This is a genomic window from Nostoc sp. 'Peltigera membranacea cyanobiont' 210A (genome assembly GCF_002246015.1).
Lineage (GTDB): Bacteria > Cyanobacteriota > Cyanobacteriia > Cyanobacteriales > Nostocaceae > Nostoc.
Genome location: NZ_NOLJ01000003.1, coordinates 651,752 through 669,280, shown reverse-complemented (window position 1 = coordinate 669,280; position 17,529 = coordinate 651,752). Strand labels below are relative to the sequence as shown.

The 17,529-nt window shown below is 41.0% G+C and carries 17 protein-coding genes; 7 read left to right on the top strand and 10 right to left on the bottom strand.

Going from position 1 to position 17,529, the window contains the following annotated elements:
- Positions 1-48: 48 nt before the first annotated feature.
- Positions 49-789, top strand: a complete 741-nt coding sequence (locus CDG76_RS12170) for a class I SAM-dependent methyltransferase (RefSeq protein WP_094349256.1) — start codon at positions 49-51, stop codon at positions 787-789.
- Positions 790-990: 201 nt separating this feature from the next.
- Here the strand turns inward: CDG76_RS12170 and CDG76_RS12165 are convergent, their stop codons facing one another.
- From CDG76_RS12165 to CDG76_RS12150, 4 genes are all read right to left on the bottom strand, one after another.
- Positions 991-1,770, bottom strand: a complete 780-nt coding sequence (locus CDG76_RS12165) for a hypothetical protein (RefSeq protein WP_094349255.1) — start codon at positions 1,768-1,770, stop codon at positions 991-993.
- Between the two features lie 237 nt (positions 1,771-2,007).
- Positions 2,008-2,844, bottom strand: coding sequence for a CheR family methyltransferase (locus CDG76_RS12160; RefSeq protein ID WP_094349254.1), 837 nt, complete (start codon positions 2,842-2,844; stop codon positions 2,008-2,010).
- Positions 2,845-2,872: 28 nt separating this feature from the next.
- On the bottom strand, positions 2,873-3,409 hold the full coding sequence (locus tag CDG76_RS12155; RefSeq protein WP_094349253.1) for a hypothetical protein: 537 nt from the start codon (positions 3,407-3,409) through the stop codon (positions 2,873-2,875).
- 184 nt (positions 3,410-3,593) lie between these two features.
- On the bottom strand, positions 3,594-4,160 hold the full coding sequence (locus CDG76_RS12150) for an HD domain-containing protein (RefSeq protein ID WP_094349252.1): 567 nt from the start codon (positions 4,158-4,160) through the stop codon (positions 3,594-3,596).
- A gap of 244 nt (positions 4,161-4,404) precedes the next feature.
- On the opposite strand from CDG76_RS12150, the gene CDG76_RS12145 reads away from it, so the two are divergent.
- From CDG76_RS12145 to CDG76_RS12135, 3 genes are all read left to right on the top strand, one after another.
- The gene (locus CDG76_RS12145) at positions 4,405-5,145 is read left to right on the top strand and encodes an LmeA family phospholipid-binding protein (protein ID WP_094349251.1); all 741 of its coding nucleotides are present in this window, start codon (positions 4,405-4,407) and stop codon (positions 5,143-5,145) included.
- 33 nt (positions 5,146-5,178) lie between these two features.
- Positions 5,179-5,730, top strand: coding sequence for a DUF2231 domain-containing protein (locus tag CDG76_RS12140; RefSeq protein ID WP_094349250.1), 552 nt, complete (start codon positions 5,179-5,181; stop codon positions 5,728-5,730).
- A gap of 605 nt (positions 5,731-6,335) precedes the next feature.
- Positions 6,336-6,677 (top strand): hypothetical protein, encoded by a 342-nt coding sequence (locus CDG76_RS12135; RefSeq protein WP_094349249.1) that lies wholly within the window; start codon positions 6,336-6,338, stop codon positions 6,675-6,677.
- Between the two features lie 294 nt (positions 6,678-6,971).
- Here the strand turns inward: CDG76_RS12135 and CDG76_RS12130 are convergent, their stop codons facing one another.
- Complete coding sequence (locus tag CDG76_RS12130) at positions 6,972-10,334, bottom strand: alpha-mannosidase (RefSeq protein WP_094349248.1); 3,363 nt, start codon at positions 10,332-10,334, stop codon at positions 6,972-6,974.
- Positions 10,335-10,421: 87 nt separating this feature from the next.
- On the opposite strand from CDG76_RS12130, the gene CDG76_RS12125 reads away from it, so the two are divergent.
- Positions 10,422-12,062, top strand: a complete 1,641-nt coding sequence (locus tag CDG76_RS12125) for a hypothetical protein (RefSeq protein ID WP_094349247.1) — start codon at positions 10,422-10,424, stop codon at positions 12,060-12,062.
- 267 nt (positions 12,063-12,329) lie between these two features.
- Positions 12,330-12,623 (top strand): hypothetical protein, encoded by a 294-nt coding sequence (locus CDG76_RS12120; protein WP_094349246.1) that lies wholly within the window; start codon positions 12,330-12,332, stop codon positions 12,621-12,623.
- A 7-nt stretch (positions 12,624-12,630) separates the two neighbouring features.
- Here CDG76_RS12120 and CDG76_RS12115 read toward each other — a convergent pair whose 3' ends face one another.
- Entirely contained in the window at positions 12,631-13,521 is an 891-nt protein-coding gene (locus tag CDG76_RS12115) for a lysophospholipid acyltransferase family protein (RefSeq protein ID WP_094349412.1), read from the bottom strand.
- Between the two features lie 305 nt (positions 13,522-13,826).
- On the opposite strand from CDG76_RS12115, the gene CDG76_RS12110 reads away from it, so the two are divergent.
- On the top strand, positions 13,827-14,747 hold the full coding sequence (locus tag CDG76_RS12110) for an alpha/beta hydrolase (protein WP_094349245.1): 921 nt from the start codon (positions 13,827-13,829) through the stop codon (positions 14,745-14,747).
- A gap of 8 nt (positions 14,748-14,755) precedes the next feature.
- On the opposite strand, the gene CDG76_RS12105 is transcribed toward CDG76_RS12110, so the two are convergent.
- The 4 genes from CDG76_RS12105 to CDG76_RS12090 all read right to left on the bottom strand — a co-directional run bounded on the left by CDG76_RS12105 (position 14,756) and on the right by CDG76_RS12090 (position 17,494).
- Complete coding sequence (locus tag CDG76_RS12105) at positions 14,756-15,127, bottom strand: hypothetical protein (protein ID WP_094349244.1); 372 nt, start codon at positions 15,125-15,127, stop codon at positions 14,756-14,758.
- On the bottom strand, positions 15,114-16,157 hold the full coding sequence (locus CDG76_RS12100) for an AlbA family DNA-binding domain-containing protein (RefSeq protein ID WP_094349243.1): 1,044 nt from the start codon (positions 16,155-16,157) through the stop codon (positions 15,114-15,116). Before CDG76_RS12100 ends, CDG76_RS12105 begins: the two co-directional genes overlap by 14 nt.
- A 277-nt stretch (positions 16,158-16,434) precedes the next feature.
- Positions 16,435-16,623: a ribbon-helix-helix domain-containing protein gene (locus CDG76_RS38265; protein ID WP_223265218.1), complete on the bottom strand. Its 189-nt coding sequence runs from the start codon at positions 16,621-16,623 to the stop codon at positions 16,435-16,437.
- A 100-nt stretch (positions 16,624-16,723) separates the two neighbouring features.
- Positions 16,724-17,494, bottom strand: coding sequence for an SDR family NAD(P)-dependent oxidoreductase (locus CDG76_RS12090; RefSeq protein ID WP_094349242.1), 771 nt, complete (start codon positions 17,492-17,494; stop codon positions 16,724-16,726).
- Positions 17,495-17,529 lie beyond the last annotated feature (35 nt).

Sequence of the window (17,529 nt, the reverse complement as noted above, 5' to 3'; positions counted from 1 at the left end):
GTATCATCCCATCCATATTGAAAATTCACTTAATAAATCAGATTAAAAATGGTTGTAAATACATTTGATCGTAACAGCGTGTTCGAGGAAGATTATCTTTACTTTTATGAAACGTTGTTGACACCAGAACGTACTCAACACGAAGTTGACCTCATTTGCCGATTGCTAGATTTCAAAGCAGGGATGAATATTTTAGACTTAGCTTGTGGTCATGGACGGATTGCTAATCAGCTAGCGGCTCGTGGCTATGATGTGACTGGACTTGATGCAACAGCTTTCTTCTTAGAAAAAGCAAAACAAGATGCGGCTAGCAAGGGTATTAAGGTAGAGTACCTTCAAGGCGATATGCGTTCTCTACCCTTTAGCAATCGCTTCAACTACATCATCAACTGCTTCACAGCCTTCGGTTATTTCGATGACGATGAAAATAGATCGGTCTTAACCGAAGCGTATCGCGCTCTAAAAGTAGGTGGCAAATTACTAATTGATATTTATAATTTTAGCCGCGTCTTGCAAGAATTTACGCCTGAGTTAGTTACTGAGCGTGAGGGTAATTATATGCTCGCACGCACGCGCTACGATGCGCTTACCAATCGTACCTATACCGAGCGGATTATCATTCGTGATGGACAAGTGCGGCGCGGTCAATATTTTGTTCGCAATTTTACCTTTCCTGAAATCCGCGATTGGCTCCTGCAAACAGGCTTCAGCGAAGTAGAGGGCTATGGTTATGATGGTGAATCGTTCGCGCTTGATAGCCGCCGAATGATTGTGGTAGCGAGCAAATAGACATCTTGCAAAAGTTACTTTTGCATAAGTGGGGTGCAGGTTAAAGGGTAAGGGAAAATTCCATACCTTTACCCTTTTCCCGTTCCCCTTTTCCCCACTTATGCAAGAAGTCTAATAAACCTGACTTTTCCCGAACTGAGGTTATTTATTCTCCCGAGTTCAAACCCCAAAATTACGAATTACCAATTGGGATGCGAGTCGTTAAACCAAATAACTTGTATTAGGTACGATCGCAAAGAAGGCGTACTCATACCAAGCAGTCCAGATGAAACTGCGAATCCATCGCTGACGCTTGTCGGGACTCAATTCATATTCAAAAGCCCCACGAGATACATCAATGGAAGATAGATGAGAGTTGCAACCGCAGCCATGCTGATAAGTAAAACCGTATTTAGAAGCAATACTTTGCACCTTCATTTGAATAGCAAATACCTTACCTGCATGGAGTATGGCATCCCAAGCACGTTTATGCTCAATATCGCGCTGGTCGAATCGCAAAGCACGTTCTTCAAAAACATGATCGCGGTAAATTGGTGCTAAATGCACGTGATAAAAGCTAGCAGGTAGTTCATAACCAAATTCATTGAACAAATCTATGCCGATGCGAGCCACTTTTATTTCATCAGCGTAATCGATTCCTTTGGACTCCACATCACGAAGAATTTCTGCAAAGTTCGGATAGCTGTGTTTGAGAAAGTCTTGTCCAAAAAACTCTAAGGTTTCCCATGCCAGTTGTGCAAATAACTGGGAAAATGATGGTATTAGGTGAGCTAGTTGGGGGCGATCGCTAAATAAGTCAACATCACCACGTTCTAATTTATACAAAAACAACTGCGCCATCTCAACATAGCTTTGGGGTTGGGAAAGTCCGACACTCGTGGTTCCTCTAGCAATGTCTTGCCATATAGAAGGTAGTTGAGAAACATGAACCGCATTTTCTCCAGCAATGACTGCAACAGGAGGACATTCGAGAAGTTGCATCGACAATCTCCTTTAAGACTTTAGTGTGTAATTTACCTTAAGCGATGTCTATCGACAAGCCGCTTTGCGTCTACGCTAAATCTATCTTCTGAACACAATAAAAAATGTTTGACAGACTGTCTTTTGACAACGAGCGCAATTTTATTCATAAATTTTTGGAGAATTAGGCATTAGCTTATGGGGCATTCTTTATTTTAGGATAATTCATAATTCAATTCCCTACTCAAAGAATTCTCTTCATCCACCTGCTATTTTCCTATATATTTTCTCACCCTTGATTAACTCTTCATAGTACTGCTCATAAGAGGTGAACCTGATAGATTCTTGTCTTCCTAAACCTAAGATACCAAAGGTGCAAAGGCTATTATAAAAAAGTTCGTGTACCCGCTTCTGAAGTCTCTGATTAAAATATATAAGAACATTACGACAAAGAATCACATTAAACTCATTAAAAGAACTGTCAGTTGCTAAATTATGCTGGGCAAAAACAACATTTTCTCTTAGGGACGATCGAAAAATAGCATTATCATAAGCTGCTGTATAATATTCGGAGAAAGATTTCTTGCCGCCTGCTTTCAGATAAAGGTGAGTATATTCCTGCATCAGTTTCAGCGAGAAAATCCCACTTTTGGCATTTTGTAATACCTTCTCATTCGTATCAGTGGCATATATGCGGCAACGATGATAAAGTCCTTCTTCTTGCAATAAAATTGCCATTGAATAGACTTCTTCACCAGTTGAACATCCAGCGTGCCAGATGCGAATAAATGGATAGGTTTGTAAGAAGGGAATAACCTGATTTCTGAAGGTATTATAAAAGCTGGGATCGCGAAACATTGATGTTACATTCACCGTCAGAGCAAGCAAAAATCTTTCTAAATAGGGACGATTGTGGAGTAAACGCTCTTGCAATGCAGAAATATTTGGTACACCTTCTAATTGCATGAAGCCCTGAATACGGCGCTTGAGTGATGAAAGAGCATAATTGCGAAAGTCATAACCATAGTACTGATACACACCCTCCAAGAGCAGGTGTATTTCTATATCCTCCAAGAGCGGTTTTGGCAGAGACATAATATTCATAATTCATCATTCATAGGTTTCAGTTTAACCAAGTGGCTTTTACTATTAAAACAGCGATCGCAATTATTGAAATTCCAGCTAGCCATCTTACCTGAGAGCGGAGATTTTTAATCTCTTGGCTCAGACTTTCTCTCTGTGGGATGGAATATGGTTCCAGTTGTACAACTTCAATAGCTACTTGTTCGGGTGTCTTTTGGGGATTTTTAAAAGATACTTGCGTGTGCAGCCAATTAGTAATCAGTTGGGGACAGTTCTTTTTAAACCAATTTAAAGCTAAGGTTTTAAAAACTGGTTTCGACATTCGGGCAATTAATTTCATCACCCTGTTTAAGGGTTTCAGGCGAAGCTTTTGATTAATCAAATTGACTGAACCAACATCATAAAGACAATCCAGAATTAATTTTACAGTGGCTTCTTCACTGTTAATCAAGTTTTGCAGTAAAAGCAGAACATCACGCATACGCTCTGCTTCCATATACTTTTCTGCCAAGTTTTCTGGAGGACTTACTGAAGGATTTACAGTTGGATTTAGGGTGTTTTGTCTTACTATCGTCATATTGGTAACATAGCAGCCATAATAATGTCAGTACACCTATCTATCGAGAGAAAGATTTTTTATCTAGAGAGAGAATCTAAAAGCCAAAATTTATTCGTGAGAGACATAACTAGATCGTGTCTGTAAAATAGCTATTTGTCTAGTATTTATAAATCTTTTATCTACTTTTGGGTAAATAGAATTTTTATTTAGATGCTAACACCTCAATTTGTAAAATCACCCGTTCTAATTCGTCAATTATTACAGTGGTTTCAGTCTTTTTAAAAGCCTCTACAAGCGCCCGATAATACCAAAGAGTACCTTCTTTACGCCCATGAAAACGCTCCCAAAGTGATTCGCCCAAAATGCGATAATCTTTGAGAATAGACTGGGCATTGTAAAGTTTATCCGCCGATGACACCAGCAGAACTGATGGGGAAGCAGTAGCAATATGAGCGATGTATGCCTCCTTGCGCTGTCGCCAAGGGGGTTTTGGAGTTGTATCAGCGTCAGTACAACCATCTACAATTGCCGTTACATTGTCACCAAAGCGACGACGAATTTCTTCTCGTGTTGCAGCGCCACCTTGATCTTCGATCGCATCGTGTAAAAGGGCTGCGATCGCTTCATCCTCATTTGCCCCGTATTCTAAAGCAATACTGGTGACACCTAATAAATGCGCAACATAAGGGATGCCTGAACCTTTACGAACTTGGTTAGCGTGTAGTTGGGTGGCGTAGGTAAGGGCCGCGGTAAAACGTTCTGAGAGCATTGTATAAAAAAAAATCAGCAGTCAGAAGAACTTAACCGAAATATTGGGTTTGTGTCAATTTTATAACAAATCGCTCCAAGTGCAGAGGTAATAAAGGATAAAAAGAGTACAGAGGGAAAATTGAAGTTTGAAATTAGATAGACAACATTTAAATCTATATTCCATCGCCAGATAGATAAAACTCTGCTGTTAGTTTATTAAATTTACTCAAGGATGTGCTTTAAACTAGGAGTTAATTTACATAATGCCAGACAATCCTGGATTAGGAGAGCAAGCGCTCAATAAAGCGGCAGAAATAGGATTATCTAGTCAATTAGATGAAGTAGAAAATTTAGATGTAGACATCAAGACAGACCCGCTGAAACTGGTTCAGGGAGAGGTGGATGAAGTCACCATTCAAGGTGAAGGTTTGGTAATGCAGAAAGACCTCCGTATGGAGGAATTGGAAATGCAAATGACTAATGTTGCCATTAATCCTCTAAGTGTGGCTTTTGGCAAAATTGAACTAACTAAACCGACTGAAGCTCATGCACAGGTTGTGTTAAGCGAAGCTGATATCAATCGTGCTTTTAATTCAGAATATGTGCGTTCACAACTGCAAAGTCAAAAAATACATATTAACGGGCAACTGAGGACTATTGAACCTCAAAATGTAGATTTTCGATTACCGGGTGATGGGAAAGTAGCACTAAATGCCAATATAAAATTAGTAGAAACTGGTGAAAATCAGCAAGTTGCTTTTTCGGCACTACCCAGGATTAGCAACAATGGTAAAAGTGTTGCTTTGGAAAATATCGAGTATAGCGAAAGCGAGGAAATATCGCCAGAGTTGACAAAAGCTTTGATCGATCAAACTAGCGAAATTTTGAATCTAAGTAACTTTGATTTAGATGGTATAAGTTTGCAAGTCAATCAACTAAAAGTAGAAGTAGGCAAACTAATCCTACAGGCTGAAGCTTATGTGGAAAAAATTCCTTCAGCTTAAAAATGTAACGTTCATAAATTCAGGATACTAATAATGGAAACTACAGAAACAACGCAAACAGGTTCAACACCTTTTCCAAATATTCCACCAGTTATTGAAAGTAACGACAGTGAGTATCGTGATACTGGTGTACCCAGTACAGTTGCGATCGCTGGACATCCCCTACACCCCTTGAGTGTGATCTTTCCCATAGCATTTTTAGCTGCTGCCTTGGGAAGTGACATTGGTTATTGGTTAACTGGCGATTTCTTTTGGGCTAGGGCTTCGCTATGGTTAATCGGACTTGGATTAGGTGGAGGCGTCCTTGCATCTGCGATCGGTCTGAGCGACTTTGTGAAAATTGAACGAGTCCGCAAGCGCACCGCCGGTTGGACGCATTTGATACTTAATGTTTCTATACTAGTTTTATCACTCGTTAACTTTCTCCTACGTTTAGGTGACGCTGAATCCCGAATAGTACCTTGGGGACTGTTAATCTCGCTTGTTGTCGGTACGCTAACCAGTGCTTCTGGTTGGTTCGGCGCTGAACTCTCCTATCGCCACAAAATTGGTGTAGTGGGTGGAGGTAGCAGAAGATATCCTTAAAGGATGTGTAAGGCAGTGTTTCGACTCCCTTCGACTACGCTCAGGGCAAGCCGCTCAACAATCAGACAGGAGGCAGAAAGCAAGTGGTCACTGAGCGTAGTCGTTGCCGCAGCCTCTTGTAGAGAAGTGAGGCAGAAGATAGGAAAACGCAGCACTTAACAAGATAGTTGCCTGAAGCTAGAAATCCAGTGACAGATTATTATTTACAGCTTCCGCTAAGAATATTTAGCAGTTATCGTTTGTATTTGATACAGTTTTTATACATCTTGTAGAATGGAGATAAGTCCGATCTAAGGTTTTGAAAAATCAAAAGTTGAGAGGATATTTCCTTTGCTCATTAAGGCTTTTGAACCCATATAACAATAAAAAATATAGCTTGTTTAATTAATAACTGTATACTTTATCTATGTGGTAAAAAGAATACATCCTGTTAAATACTAACTATTTATATACACAAGCTTACAAAAATTGCAATTATACAAAAGGGTGAAATTGTAATCTTGAATTTCATACTAAATTAAGTTTAAAAAAGTGCGCGATCGCTAATTTTCAGACTTTAAAGTGTTTTAATAAAGTTATTACCGAAAGTTTAGAGAAGCAAAAACATGAAAGGTTTCAGGAAATTATCCTCAATAGCAGTGTTGCTATTTGCCTTTGTGTCTCCGCCCTCATTAGCTGAAGCGAAAGATATTTCTCTAAGTAATACTCTGAATGAACAGAGCGTTGCACCAGATGCCAACATAGTTGGAAATAAAACTGGAGAGCTTTTGATTGCTCAACGGCGGTCAGGACGATACCAGAGAATCCGACGACGGCAGATAATCCGACGACGGCAGCCCTATGGACGATACCAGAGAATCCGAGGACGGCAGCCCTACGGACAACGGCAGATAATCCGACGACGGCAGGGCTTTGGACAACGCCAGATTATCCGACGACGCTATTAGAGATATGAGTGAAAATGACGTAGGCATAATCCCCTTCTTCTAACAGAGACCCTACGCGTAGCTTGCTTCTAGAAAGCGGTGTGGGAAGGCTTCAGCTACATGATTTTGCCTATAGTTTCTAGAGATGTCTATTGAGGGCTCGTGATACAAATAAGCCAATTGTTAATAGGAATCTGGTGAAAAAGAATGTAGAGACGTAGCACTGCTACATCTCTACAAGGGTTTTAGATAACACATATTTCATTTCACCAGATGTCTAATGGTTAGTAACCACTAACCATTAACTATAGTGGCTCACTCCAGCCTGGGATTAATCGCTGGTATCACCTTGAAATTGGCGATTTTCCAAGGTTGTATCATCAAGATTTGTTGCTGAGATGCAAATTCAGTACTGGCGGAACGCTCTAATAAATCTACTGGATTTTCTAGATTCAATCCTAAATCACTTTGCAAAGATAACTCGGCTGTTTCTCCGTGAGATTCATAACATCGCAGAATTAACTGCTGTGGATCGTCTTCAGATGGCTTCAAGGTCATCAAGATTAAATTTTCAGCTGATAAATTTAGGAAACTTACTCCTTCAATAGTGCTGTTAGTGGTAGCGGAGGGTTGAGCTAATGGCGAATTCAATATCACTTGCAACGGTATATTCAATTCATAGCCATGCCGTACTGTATGGGCTGATTCCCAACTACCTGCATGAGGATACAAGGTATATTTGAACTCATGAAAACCTCGGTCGGCCTCTGAGTCTGGCCAATTAGAACTGCGTAGCAGTGTTAGGCGGAGTTGATTTGGTTTGCTGTCATAACCGTATTTACAATCATTGAGCAAACTGACACCATAACGATTTGGGATTGCAGTATTTGTTTGTGTATCTTCTGCTGTTAAATCAGCCCAACGCAAAGCAGGAACTTCCCATTTTGCTTGCTCTGCGGGGGTTTGCGGTTTAGTTGGGCGGCGAATCGCGCCACAGGGAATTTCATAAGTAGCAAAGTCGGCTTCAATATTTAGAGGAAAAGCAGCTTTCACTAAGACATGATTTTCTTGCCAATTGACAGTTGTAGCAATGTTCAGCAGAGGTAAACCAGCTTGCAGAATATAGTCTTGGCAAAATTCCGATTCACCCAACTGACGCACCACGCGCACACGAGTTTGCACTGGGCCTTGTTCTAACCACTGAATAGATTGAAGATTTGTTGAGGGTAAGGGATGTTGAGCATAATTGGGGTCTATATTCCAAGCATCCCAATATTGCCCACTGTCTTTAAAAGCTTGCAGTTGATTCCCCGCCCCACTCAAAACTTCTCGCTGATAAGTTTTGTCAAAAACACTTGATAAATCTCCGGTGTCAGGATCTATAACAACTCGCAAGAATTCATTTTCTAAAATCCAGTCTGGGAGGAGTGGGGGAGATGAGGGAGAGACGCGATTAATCTCGTCTGTACTAGAGAGTGAAGGGGAAAGCCAAAATATGCGGTAGCCTACGGGTGGAATTTCGGTGGCAAGAAATAGTAGGGTTGATGCTTCAGATAATTGGGAGACAAGCTGGTTTCCAGAAGCATCGTAAATCTGCCATCCTTGGGTAGTTGTTGGTGGCGTGGGTAAGGCTACAGAGATTACCTCAGAACGTTGCCAATTGAGAGAATTGAAAACAAAAATAGGTAGACTATCGGGTTTTGGTGGTTCTGATAGGGTAATGTGAGATGCGATCGCTAAAAGTGATTCCTGTAATATTTTCGTTCCCACTTGTTCCACTTGCTGCCATTGGGGCAAGGCATCTGTGTAAACTTGGGTAATTGAAGAACCAGGTAAAATATCGTGAAACTGTTGAAATAAAACCAATTTCCAAGCTGCTTCAATTTCTGCTTTAGGATATGTCACACCACAGCTTACAGTTGCCAAGGTAGCAAATAGTTCAGCTTGATATAATAAATTTTCACAACGACGATTCCAGCGTTTTTGATCTCCGTGGGTAGTGTAGCAACCACGATGGAATTCTAAGTATAGTTCGTCATCCCAAGTAGGGAATGGGGAAGCAGGGGAAGCAGGGGAAGCAGGGGAAGCAGGGGAGGCAGGGGAAGAATTCTGACTCCTGAATTCTGACTCCTGAATTCTGACTCCTGAATTCTGCCTCCTGCTTTCTGCTTCCTGCCTCCTGCCTTCTTTACTGATTTGCTGTAAATACTTTTCAGCCGTCGTAAATTCTAAGTCTGGGAAGAAAGGCGACTTTTGCCAGCGTTGGGCGGTTTCTAACATATCACGGGTGGGGCCGCCGCCGTGGTCGCCGACACCGGGAAGCCAGAGGGATTCTGGTAAACCAGTTTGGGTTTGCCACTCAAGAGCATAAGTTGCCATTTTAACTGGGTCTATAGCTTCACCGATGGGTGCAGACATCAAACTAAAGACTTCACTGCCGTCAGGCGATCGCCACCAAAAAGCCCCATAATCAAATTTATTAGTATCATTCCATCGCAACTTCTGCGTCACAAAATACTCAATTCCAGCATTAGCGAAAAACTGCGGTAAAGTTGCACAGAAACCAAAAGAATCTGGAACCCATTCTACAGTTGAAAGCTTGCCAAATTTCTCCTGGATGTAGCGCTGACCATACAGTAGCTGACGGACTATTGATTCACCAGCAATTAGGTTGAGTTCTGGTTCCACCCACATTCCGCCGACAACTTCCCAACGTCCAGCGGCTACCTGTGCTTGAATTGCCCTAAACAAATCTGGGCGATGTTCTTCAATCCAAGCATAAAGTGCGGGACTTGAATGACAGAAAATTAACTCAGGAAAATCTGCTTGCAACTTCAGAACCGACTCAAAAGTATTTTGCGCCGCATTCCAAGTTTCACTTACAGGCCATAACCATGCTAAATCTAAGTGAGCATGACCCAACAAGAAAATTTTAGATTTGAGATTTTGGACTTCGACTTCGCTCAGTCGAACGATTTTGGATTGAATTAAATTTTGACGTAGGGACAAAAACGACTTTACCAACTCTCCCTTCTCTTCCTCCGTGTCCTCTGCGCCTCTGCGGTTCGTAACCTCCCTCACCATGGCCGCCAAAACATCCAACTTCTCCGGCGCAAATTTTTCTAAATAAAGTTGCACCACAGCTAACTCATCAGCCACAAAACCCGGATCGGGATTATTATCTACATAAGACTCATAAACTAGGAGCGATCGCACTAAAGCACCATCACAATGTCCCGGACTCACTAACCGCAAAGCCACAATAAACTCTTCCCCTGGCGTCACCCCCTGACTGAGAAGCACTCTCGGCGAACAATCAAATAAATCACCCTCCAGCACTAACTCGCCATTTACATAAATCTCAGCAGAATCCGCCCACCAAACCAGCGCCAGCCGCAAAGATAACCCCACTAAGGGATAACCGTGTAAATCTTGGGGAATCACCAATCTTTGCACTAGCCATAGCACTTTTTTCCCGCCCGTCCAAGCAATATGTTCTTTAGCATTCAACTGGGCAGGTTGCCAATGAGACAAATCAGCAGCTACAACATCAGTAATAACTAGGTCAGATTCCTGATACAGCCACGTAGACTGAAGATTAACTTGACAAAAAGAGCGCAGTTGCTCAATTGCTTGTGAGATAAATTTGGTCTGGGATTGAGAGACAGTCGGGGTCATATATTCGCTAATATGAGGTGTTGGTCGTTTTTATTGTTTGGCGCGAGTCTCACAACTTAACAAGACTTGAACTAAAAAATTACTACTATGTCTTCTGGTTCCTCTGGTCGTTATCAAAGCAGACTATTTAACTTTGTCCACCAGCAATCTCGGCGGGTGACACAACAGTGGGAACACACCTTCCGGCATTTGCAAGTCGCTACTAAGTGGGGTGTCGAGGTACTACTTTACCCAGTGTATCTACTGTTTCAGTCATCTGAATCATCTGGGAAAACGCTACATACTAAAGAACCACAAACTAGATTAAAGTTACAACCAAATGATACCGATTTCCAGCCCGAAACTCTACCCAATGCTGATAGTCCCATTCAAAATGTACTAGAAGCAGTCAATTATCTGTCATCAGATGAACCCGCCTCGACCTCTACGAAAGCATCTGAATATTTTAATCCCTTGGCTTTATTGGGAGTTTTTCGGCTGAAATCTGTTGAAAATAACTCTAATCTTACTCAATCATCAAATATTACAGATAATCAAGCTGTCAGTTTCAACACTTCACAATTAGACAATGCCCTTCAACAGCGTCTTCCAATAGTGCGAGGAATTGCCACAAATTTGATGAGTCGAAATTTAGTACTTGTTACTGCCGACAATGAAATTCTAGATATCTTAACACCGGAACAACAGGCAAAATTAGAAGACCGAATTATTAACGAAGTTGCTAATTACTGGCAGTATTGGCGTTTGATTGTCGCTAAAAAAGAGACACAGTTATTACCACAAATTGACCGATTATTAGCAAAACTCACTGACGTAAATCCAGCCCAAATTCCAGTTTTAGCCGAGGGTATACCAAAAGATTTACTTAATACAGATAAATTATTAGCATTTCTAGATATAGCCATTGCTAAATTGGAATCTAATGCTTTAGTCCCAGTGCAAGAACGTAGCCAGGAAATTGTCCAAGTTGCCCAAACTCAGTTAAACATATTTCTTTATGGCAAAGAGCAATTAGCTGCCAAAGGAGAAATTGCGCCCAAAGGTGATGGTTTAGAAACTCATTCACAGGATTTTCAGGCTTTGATTGAGGCGGCACTTAATTACTTTTTTGGTGTTGGTAATAGAAAAACACTTGAGACAACAACCAGTAATGAAAGATTGCCAGGTAAACTCTTCTCGTCACCCCTTAGAAAAGCCTTGTCTAAAAGCTCTCTGGGAGAGAAGCAGGATTTAGCAGACGATCCTTGGTTAACATGGAATGATTTATTTGGTGACACCGAAACCGTTGCTGAAAAGCCAGTTACAGTTTCTGGGAAGATAAATTCTGCTTTAGCCCCAAGTTTATCAATAAGGCATTTTCCACAAAAGAATTTGAGTGTAAAACAACCTAAAGTCGGATCTGGTTTGGTACAAAGAAAACAACCAAGTCGTAATCTTACCTCAAGTCAAAAAACATCTGGAAAAGTCGCCTCTGTAAAACAAATTCAAACCCGCATTTCCCAAACTAAAAGCGAGAGTCGTAAAGGGGAAATTTTACAACAGCAATTTCACCAAAGCAGTCAAGTTGAGGCACAGCCAGACTGGATAGAAACTACAGCAACTTCAACTGGCTATGAAAAGCACCCCTTAGAGCAACTTCTGGAATGGCTTGATTATGTTATGGTCTGGCTAGAAGAGAGATTTGTAAAGATTTTTCAGTCGTTGCGGCAGCTATGGCAGGGGAAATAATACTAATTCGTAATTCGTAATTCGTAATTCGTAATTCGTAATTCGTAATTAATACTTATCAGATTTAATTTTGGTTTCTATATCTGTAGTCTTATGTTGGAGAATTGGTATCATCTGGCAGATATTTTTTAAGAAGCTATTATACAGCATATTTCAGGTAAATTTAAGGTACAGTAGGGGCACAAAATGTTGTGCCCCTACTGTATTTACAATTTTTCAATTCAAGGATAATTTTGATTATCTATAATGTTATTGGTGGTTGTCTAAGTGAAAGTTATTGTTTACTGTAAATACTTCAATTTCAAAAATCCATTAGATAAACCGAAAATTGAGACGTTTGTGGTAAATTTACCTCAAATCCCGAAGCTAGGTGAAACAATTGTAGTCGAAAGAATTTCACCCCAAAAGCAGTTTGTAATTATCTTTGAATACATTGTGACAGCAGTGCAATTTAATGCATCTAGAGAATCGGCTGATTCAGCAGATGCTCAGGTAAACGCATTTTTAAACCACTGTTGGGAGGGAACATCAAATTTCAAAGTTACAAACTTTTTAGAATAATAATCTCTCACCACAATATATGATTGAGTAAATAACCTAACAGCTTTAATCCTGTTGGTTCAGGGTAATCAGTTGGCAAAAGAGCCAGCATCGCACTTTGCAATTTTTCTAAAGCGATGTCTACTTCCTGGCGATTTGGTCTGGTTGTTTGGGGAAAGTGTAACGGTTCGCCTACCCGAATTGTTAACTCTTTTCCCAAATAAAGGTCATGAGTTCCAATCAGCCCAACTGGAATAATCGGTACACCAGCCCGCAAGGCATAAATTACAGTCCCGCGCTTCAAAGGGAGATGCAATTGAGTCTCAGCAGTTCCTAGCCTTCCTTCGGGAAAGAGAATCATCCCATCTCCACGAGTCAAAATTGCCAGAATAATCCGGTCTATTTGTCGCAGTGTATGCATGTCTTCCCCTGTGGGTACTGTCTGTTTAATTACTGCGGCGAGGTCAACTAAATCTTGCCTTCCTGCTTTAGCCGCTTCTATGACAGCAATTTCTTCTTTCCACACCCGTTCCAAAGGAATCACGCCCCCTGCTAAATCCAGGATAAAGCGCTTCCACCACTTGTTATAGAGGGTACGGGCATCGCCCAGGATGTAATAGTAAGGTTGAGTGGGGAGTTCAGCTAGGAGGAGTAAGGGATCGATGTGGTGGAGATGGTTGACTGCTAGAATTGCAGCTTTCTGAGGTATCCTTTCAAGGTGTTCAACCCTTATTTTGAAAAAGGAATGGATGAGCGATCGCATCACAAAGCGACGTAACCCAGAGTTGGCTCTAGGTTCGGAATGCCCTTGACTAATAGCTTCCAGGCGATTGAGAGTTTTTTCGATAATCTGGCGAACAGCGCGATCGCTAGCCGCAGCTACACCCTCTTTTACTCGCTTGATTGCGGCAGCACTCAAGGGTGGCAAAGTTTCTGATTGTGTATTATCTTCCTGCTGATGGCTAGATTTTGAATTGGAAGTTACCCCATCAGCTAGGTCTTGCCGAACAGATTCCCTAGAAGAACTTTTGATAATACCCTCTTTGAATTCATAAAATAATCGTAATTCTTGAGGTCATATTATTAACCAACCCAGGGTTAGAAGTTGTGGAATTATTTTCAGGATATTTTAACTACATGAGGGTAACTCAATTAACTGTAATTACTCTATTAGATGTTGACTTTTTAGTAGCTTGTTGGGAAAATACGTAAAAAATTAACTCTATGATTGACCATAGCGATCGCCTAGCTTCTCGTAAAGAAGGCAGATTCCAAGGTGTTGGAGGAATTGAACTGTATTATCAAAGCTGGCATCCAGAGGGTAAAGTTCGGGCAATATTAGCCATTGTGCATGGACTCGGAGGGCATAGCGATCGCTACAGTAATGTGATTGAGCATTTGATACCCAAGCAATACGCTGTTTACGCCTTAGATTTGCGCGGTCATGGACGCTCACCAGGTCAGCAAGGCTATATCAACGCTTGGAGTGAGTTTCGTGAAGACCTGCAAGCCTTTTTACAGTTAATTCAGACTCAAAATCCTGGATGTCCAGTTTTTCTCTTGGGTCACAGTTTAGGCGCGGTGATTGTCTTAGATTACATTCTGCGCTATCCCCAACAAGCATCATTATTGCAGGGTGCGATCGCTCTTGCGCCAACCTTGGGGAAAGTTGGGGTTTCACCGATTCGGGTACTTTTAGGAAAAATGCTCTCACGGGTGTGGCCGCGTTTCACCCTGAATACAGGCATTGATATCAGTGCTGGTTCACGAGATCCGCAAGTTTTAGCTGCGATCGCTCAGGATACACTGCGACATACCCTTGCTACTGCCCGTCTAGCTACAGAATTCTTTGCAACAGTTGATTGGATTAATGCTAAAGCAGGTGATTGGCAATTACCATTGTTGATTCTCCACGGTGGTGCAGACCGAGTTGCTTTACCTGTGGGAAGCGACATCTTTTATCAACGGGTAAAGTATACAGATAAGCTGAGAATTGAGTATCCAGAAGCCTATCACGAAATTCAGCGTGACCTCAATTATCGAGAGGTAATGGCTGATTTGGAAGATTGGTTAGAGCGACACCTACCATCTGAGACAGCACAGTTAGGACGGGGAAGTGCTGAGTTAGAGTTTCCCAGTTTTTAGTATTCTGACTACAACTTTCTTTCTATCAACCGTCGAGTTAAATCTTCGATTACATCTATACTCAGTTGATATCCATTAAAAATCGTAAACAAAGGGCTAACAGCCTGATTAACGTACTGTGCTAACGCCGAGCGAGGTGTTTCAAGCGGTAGATTAATGAACGCCAAAACTTCATCTTGATATGCTGAACCTTGTAAATAAATAGAACGCTCTTGATTTGCCCAAGAACTAAGTCTACGTCCCCGCAAGCCAGTCCATTTAAATGCAAAAGCTAATTGCGTTTTTTCTGGCTCACAACCCATTGCCTTTGCAAACTCAATACCAACTGCTATAGCTTCAGCCGTTCTAATTACAGGTAGAGCAAAATCAAGAACTGTCATAGGGGGGGGGTGCGTAATTCTTGACTGACATATCATCTTCTAATGCTCGCCTCAGATAAAATTTACCCTTTGGATCGAACCGCATAAAGTCAATGTCCCTGCTCCAACCAGAATCCAGACTAACAATAAGTGCTTCCCAAGCTCCGTTATAAACATAAGGTTGGTCTTTGTCAACGAAACCTCGACTATCTAGCCACACAGGCCAACCAGTATATTTAGGATTATTAAAACTCAAGATATTAAAGAATTGCTCATTTGCAGAGTGTCGAGGTACTTCTCCAATAATTATTAATGCTACCTGCGAAGTACCATGCTCCGGTAAAGTAATACTACGTTCTTTAACTACGGTGTTAAATCTTTCTTCACTTTCTTGAAGATAACATCGCAGTATATCTTCAATTGATTCCTCTGGTTGTATTCCTTGTGCAATTGTGGAAGCCAATTCACGGAACAGAGAAGGCGTGACACTACCAAGATGGCGGCGTAAAAAACGACCAATATCTGCTTCACGATTCTCGAAGCATAAATTCATGATGCGTTCCCAGTCATTACAGCGAGGTTCTGAACTGCTAACAGTATTATTTGTATTCAGACTTCGCACATAAACACTATGAGCTTTAATTATATCCTTACTTTGTTCATCCTTTAAGCCAGCCTTTGCTGCTACAGGTGTTATAAATCCAGAAGGAATCTCTAATGCTGGATACTCTTGACCATCTGTTTTAAGATAGTGAATTTTTACTTCAAAAGATTGACTGCAAAATTTACTGGCAATAGACTGAATAACATCAGCATGAAAACTTTCTCTTGGATTTTGATGCGCTCCCTGAATATCAGGAGAACCATCATTGTTGAAACCAATCAAAAATATACCTCCATCATTATTTCTGAGGGCAATGCAAGCCTTGGCTATCTTCGCCATACCCTCTTTAGATTGAGGATCGATCCATCTTTTAATCTCTACAGATAAACTTTCAGATGGATTCAAAACTAAATTATTAAAGAAATCTTGATTATAGATACTTCCCATTTTTAGCTTTAATTTACTATCAAGCAAGGTACATTAGCACCAGAGTAACGCACCTTTATCTGTTTAAGTATTTTTGTACTATAAAATTTATTACGAAAGTCGATCTACAAAACGCAGTAGGATGTTAGTGTCTATGAGGTATACCACTGCTAAGGATGATCCTCATAAATACTTTCACGAGTCACAGCATAATCTGACAGCACAGGTATATTTGACCCAAAGTATGCTGCAAATTCATCAGCTAACTTATCTGCAACTACTTCAAACTCCTCATCGTTCAGTTGACCCTGTGTGTGTGAAGCTTCGCCATCAATTGAGCGCATTTTCCTTCTTGACTTTTGCGCTGTTGATCTTGAAAGATTAGCTCTTGAAGATATTCACTGGCTGAACTATAACCGCCTTTAGCTACTTGTTCTTCGACAAAGACTTTCATCGACTCAGGTAAGGAAATCTGAATGTTAGTCATAGCTTCTCCGCTTTGATATTATCCTTGGCTGCTGGCACAAAAAACTTCATAGGCTTTGGTTACGAATAACATGAGTTTCACTAGCACAAGCGTAACGCAATTACCAAGGCAATCTGCTCCCATCCCATGAGAAAAACTGTCCACTATCACCTTCTTGAAGCTGTTCGATGACAGCCAATAATTGGGTAACAGTACGTTCCACTGAAAATAATTTTTTTGCAGGTACATTTCCCTGGAAAGGACGAGAAAGGCGGGTATCAGTTGTACCAGGATGCAATGTTACTATTAATGCTTTTGGACAACTTCTTTTATACTCAATTGCCGCAGTTCGCATCAACATATTGAGTGCTGCTTTAGAAGCCCGATAGCCATACCATCCACCAAGTTGGTTATCGCCAATACTGCCCAATTTAGCAGAAATAGTGGCGAACACGCTGCGTTCTCCATGACGAAACAGAGGCAATAAATGTTTAGCCAGTAAGACAGCACCAATACTATTTATCTGAAAGTAGCGCAGCAAATTTTCTGAATTGATCTGTCTTAAGCTTTTTTCAGGTTGCAAAGTATCTTCATGTAACAGTCCTACACAGTTGACTACCAAATGCAGTTTGTCAACTTGAGTATGTATTTTTTGAACAGCTTCAATAATCTGTAACTCGTCAGTAATATCCATCTCCAAACAAATTAATCGCTCAGGACATTCGTCTGCAAGAGCTATTAACTCTGAGGCCGATTTCGGTTGACGAGAAGTTGCATAAATTTTAGCTATTCTGCGATCTTGTAGCAATTTTTTCACACAACCCAAACCAATACCTTGGCTGGCTCCCACAATCAAAGCATTGACAGGATTAATTTCATCGATAAAAGACATATCAATTTAGATAATTTGTGGAGGTATTTGATATT

Bases quoted from the DNA above. Each gene is read 5' to 3' on its own strand.
- CDG76_RS12150 (WP_094349252.1), bottom strand. From the start codon at position 4,160: ATGCTCTCAGAACGTTTTACCGCGGCCCTTACCTACGCCACCCAACTA.
- CDG76_RS12105 (WP_094349244.1), bottom strand. From the start codon at position 15,127: ATGACAGTTCTTGATTTTGCTCTACCTGTAATTAGAACGGCTGAAGCT.
- CDG76_RS12125 (WP_094349247.1), top strand. From the start codon at position 10,422: ATGTCTTCTGGTTCCTCTGGTCGTTATCAAAGCAGACTATTTAACTTT.
- CDG76_RS12130 (WP_094349248.1), bottom strand. From the start codon at position 10,334: ATGACCCCGACTGTCTCTCAATCCCAGACCAAATTTATCTCACAAGCA.
- CDG76_RS12160 (WP_094349254.1), bottom strand. From the start codon at position 2,844: ATGTCTCTGCCAAAACCGCTCTTGGAGGATATAGAAATACACCTGCTC.
- CDG76_RS38265 (WP_223265218.1), bottom strand. From the start codon at position 16,623: ATGACTAACATTCAGATTTCCTTACCTGAGTCGATGAAAGTCTTTGTC.
- CDG76_RS12100 (WP_094349243.1), bottom strand. From the start codon at position 16,157: ATGGGAAGTATCTATAATCAAGATTTCTTTAATAATTTAGTTTTGAAT.
- CDG76_RS12090 (WP_094349242.1), bottom strand. From the start codon at position 17,494: ATGTCTTTTATCGATGAAATTAATCCTGTCAATGCTTTGATTGTGGGA.
- CDG76_RS12165 (WP_094349255.1), bottom strand. From the start codon at position 1,770: ATGCAACTTCTCGAATGTCCTCCTGTTGCAGTCATTGCTGGAGAAAAT.
- CDG76_RS12110 (WP_094349245.1), top strand. From the start codon at position 13,827: ATGATTGACCATAGCGATCGCCTAGCTTCTCGTAAAGAAGGCAGATTC.
- CDG76_RS12155 (WP_094349253.1), bottom strand. From the start codon at position 3,409: ATGACGATAGTAAGACAAAACACCCTAAATCCAACTGTAAATCCTTCA.
- CDG76_RS12140 (WP_094349250.1), top strand. From the start codon at position 5,179: ATGGAAACTACAGAAACAACGCAAACAGGTTCAACACCTTTTCCAAAT.
- CDG76_RS12170 (WP_094349256.1), top strand. From the start codon at position 49: ATGGTTGTAAATACATTTGATCGTAACAGCGTGTTCGAGGAAGATTAT.
- CDG76_RS12135 (WP_094349249.1), top strand. From the start codon at position 6,336: ATGAAAGGTTTCAGGAAATTATCCTCAATAGCAGTGTTGCTATTTGCC.
- CDG76_RS12145 (WP_094349251.1), top strand. From the start codon at position 4,405: ATGCCAGACAATCCTGGATTAGGAGAGCAAGCGCTCAATAAAGCGGCA.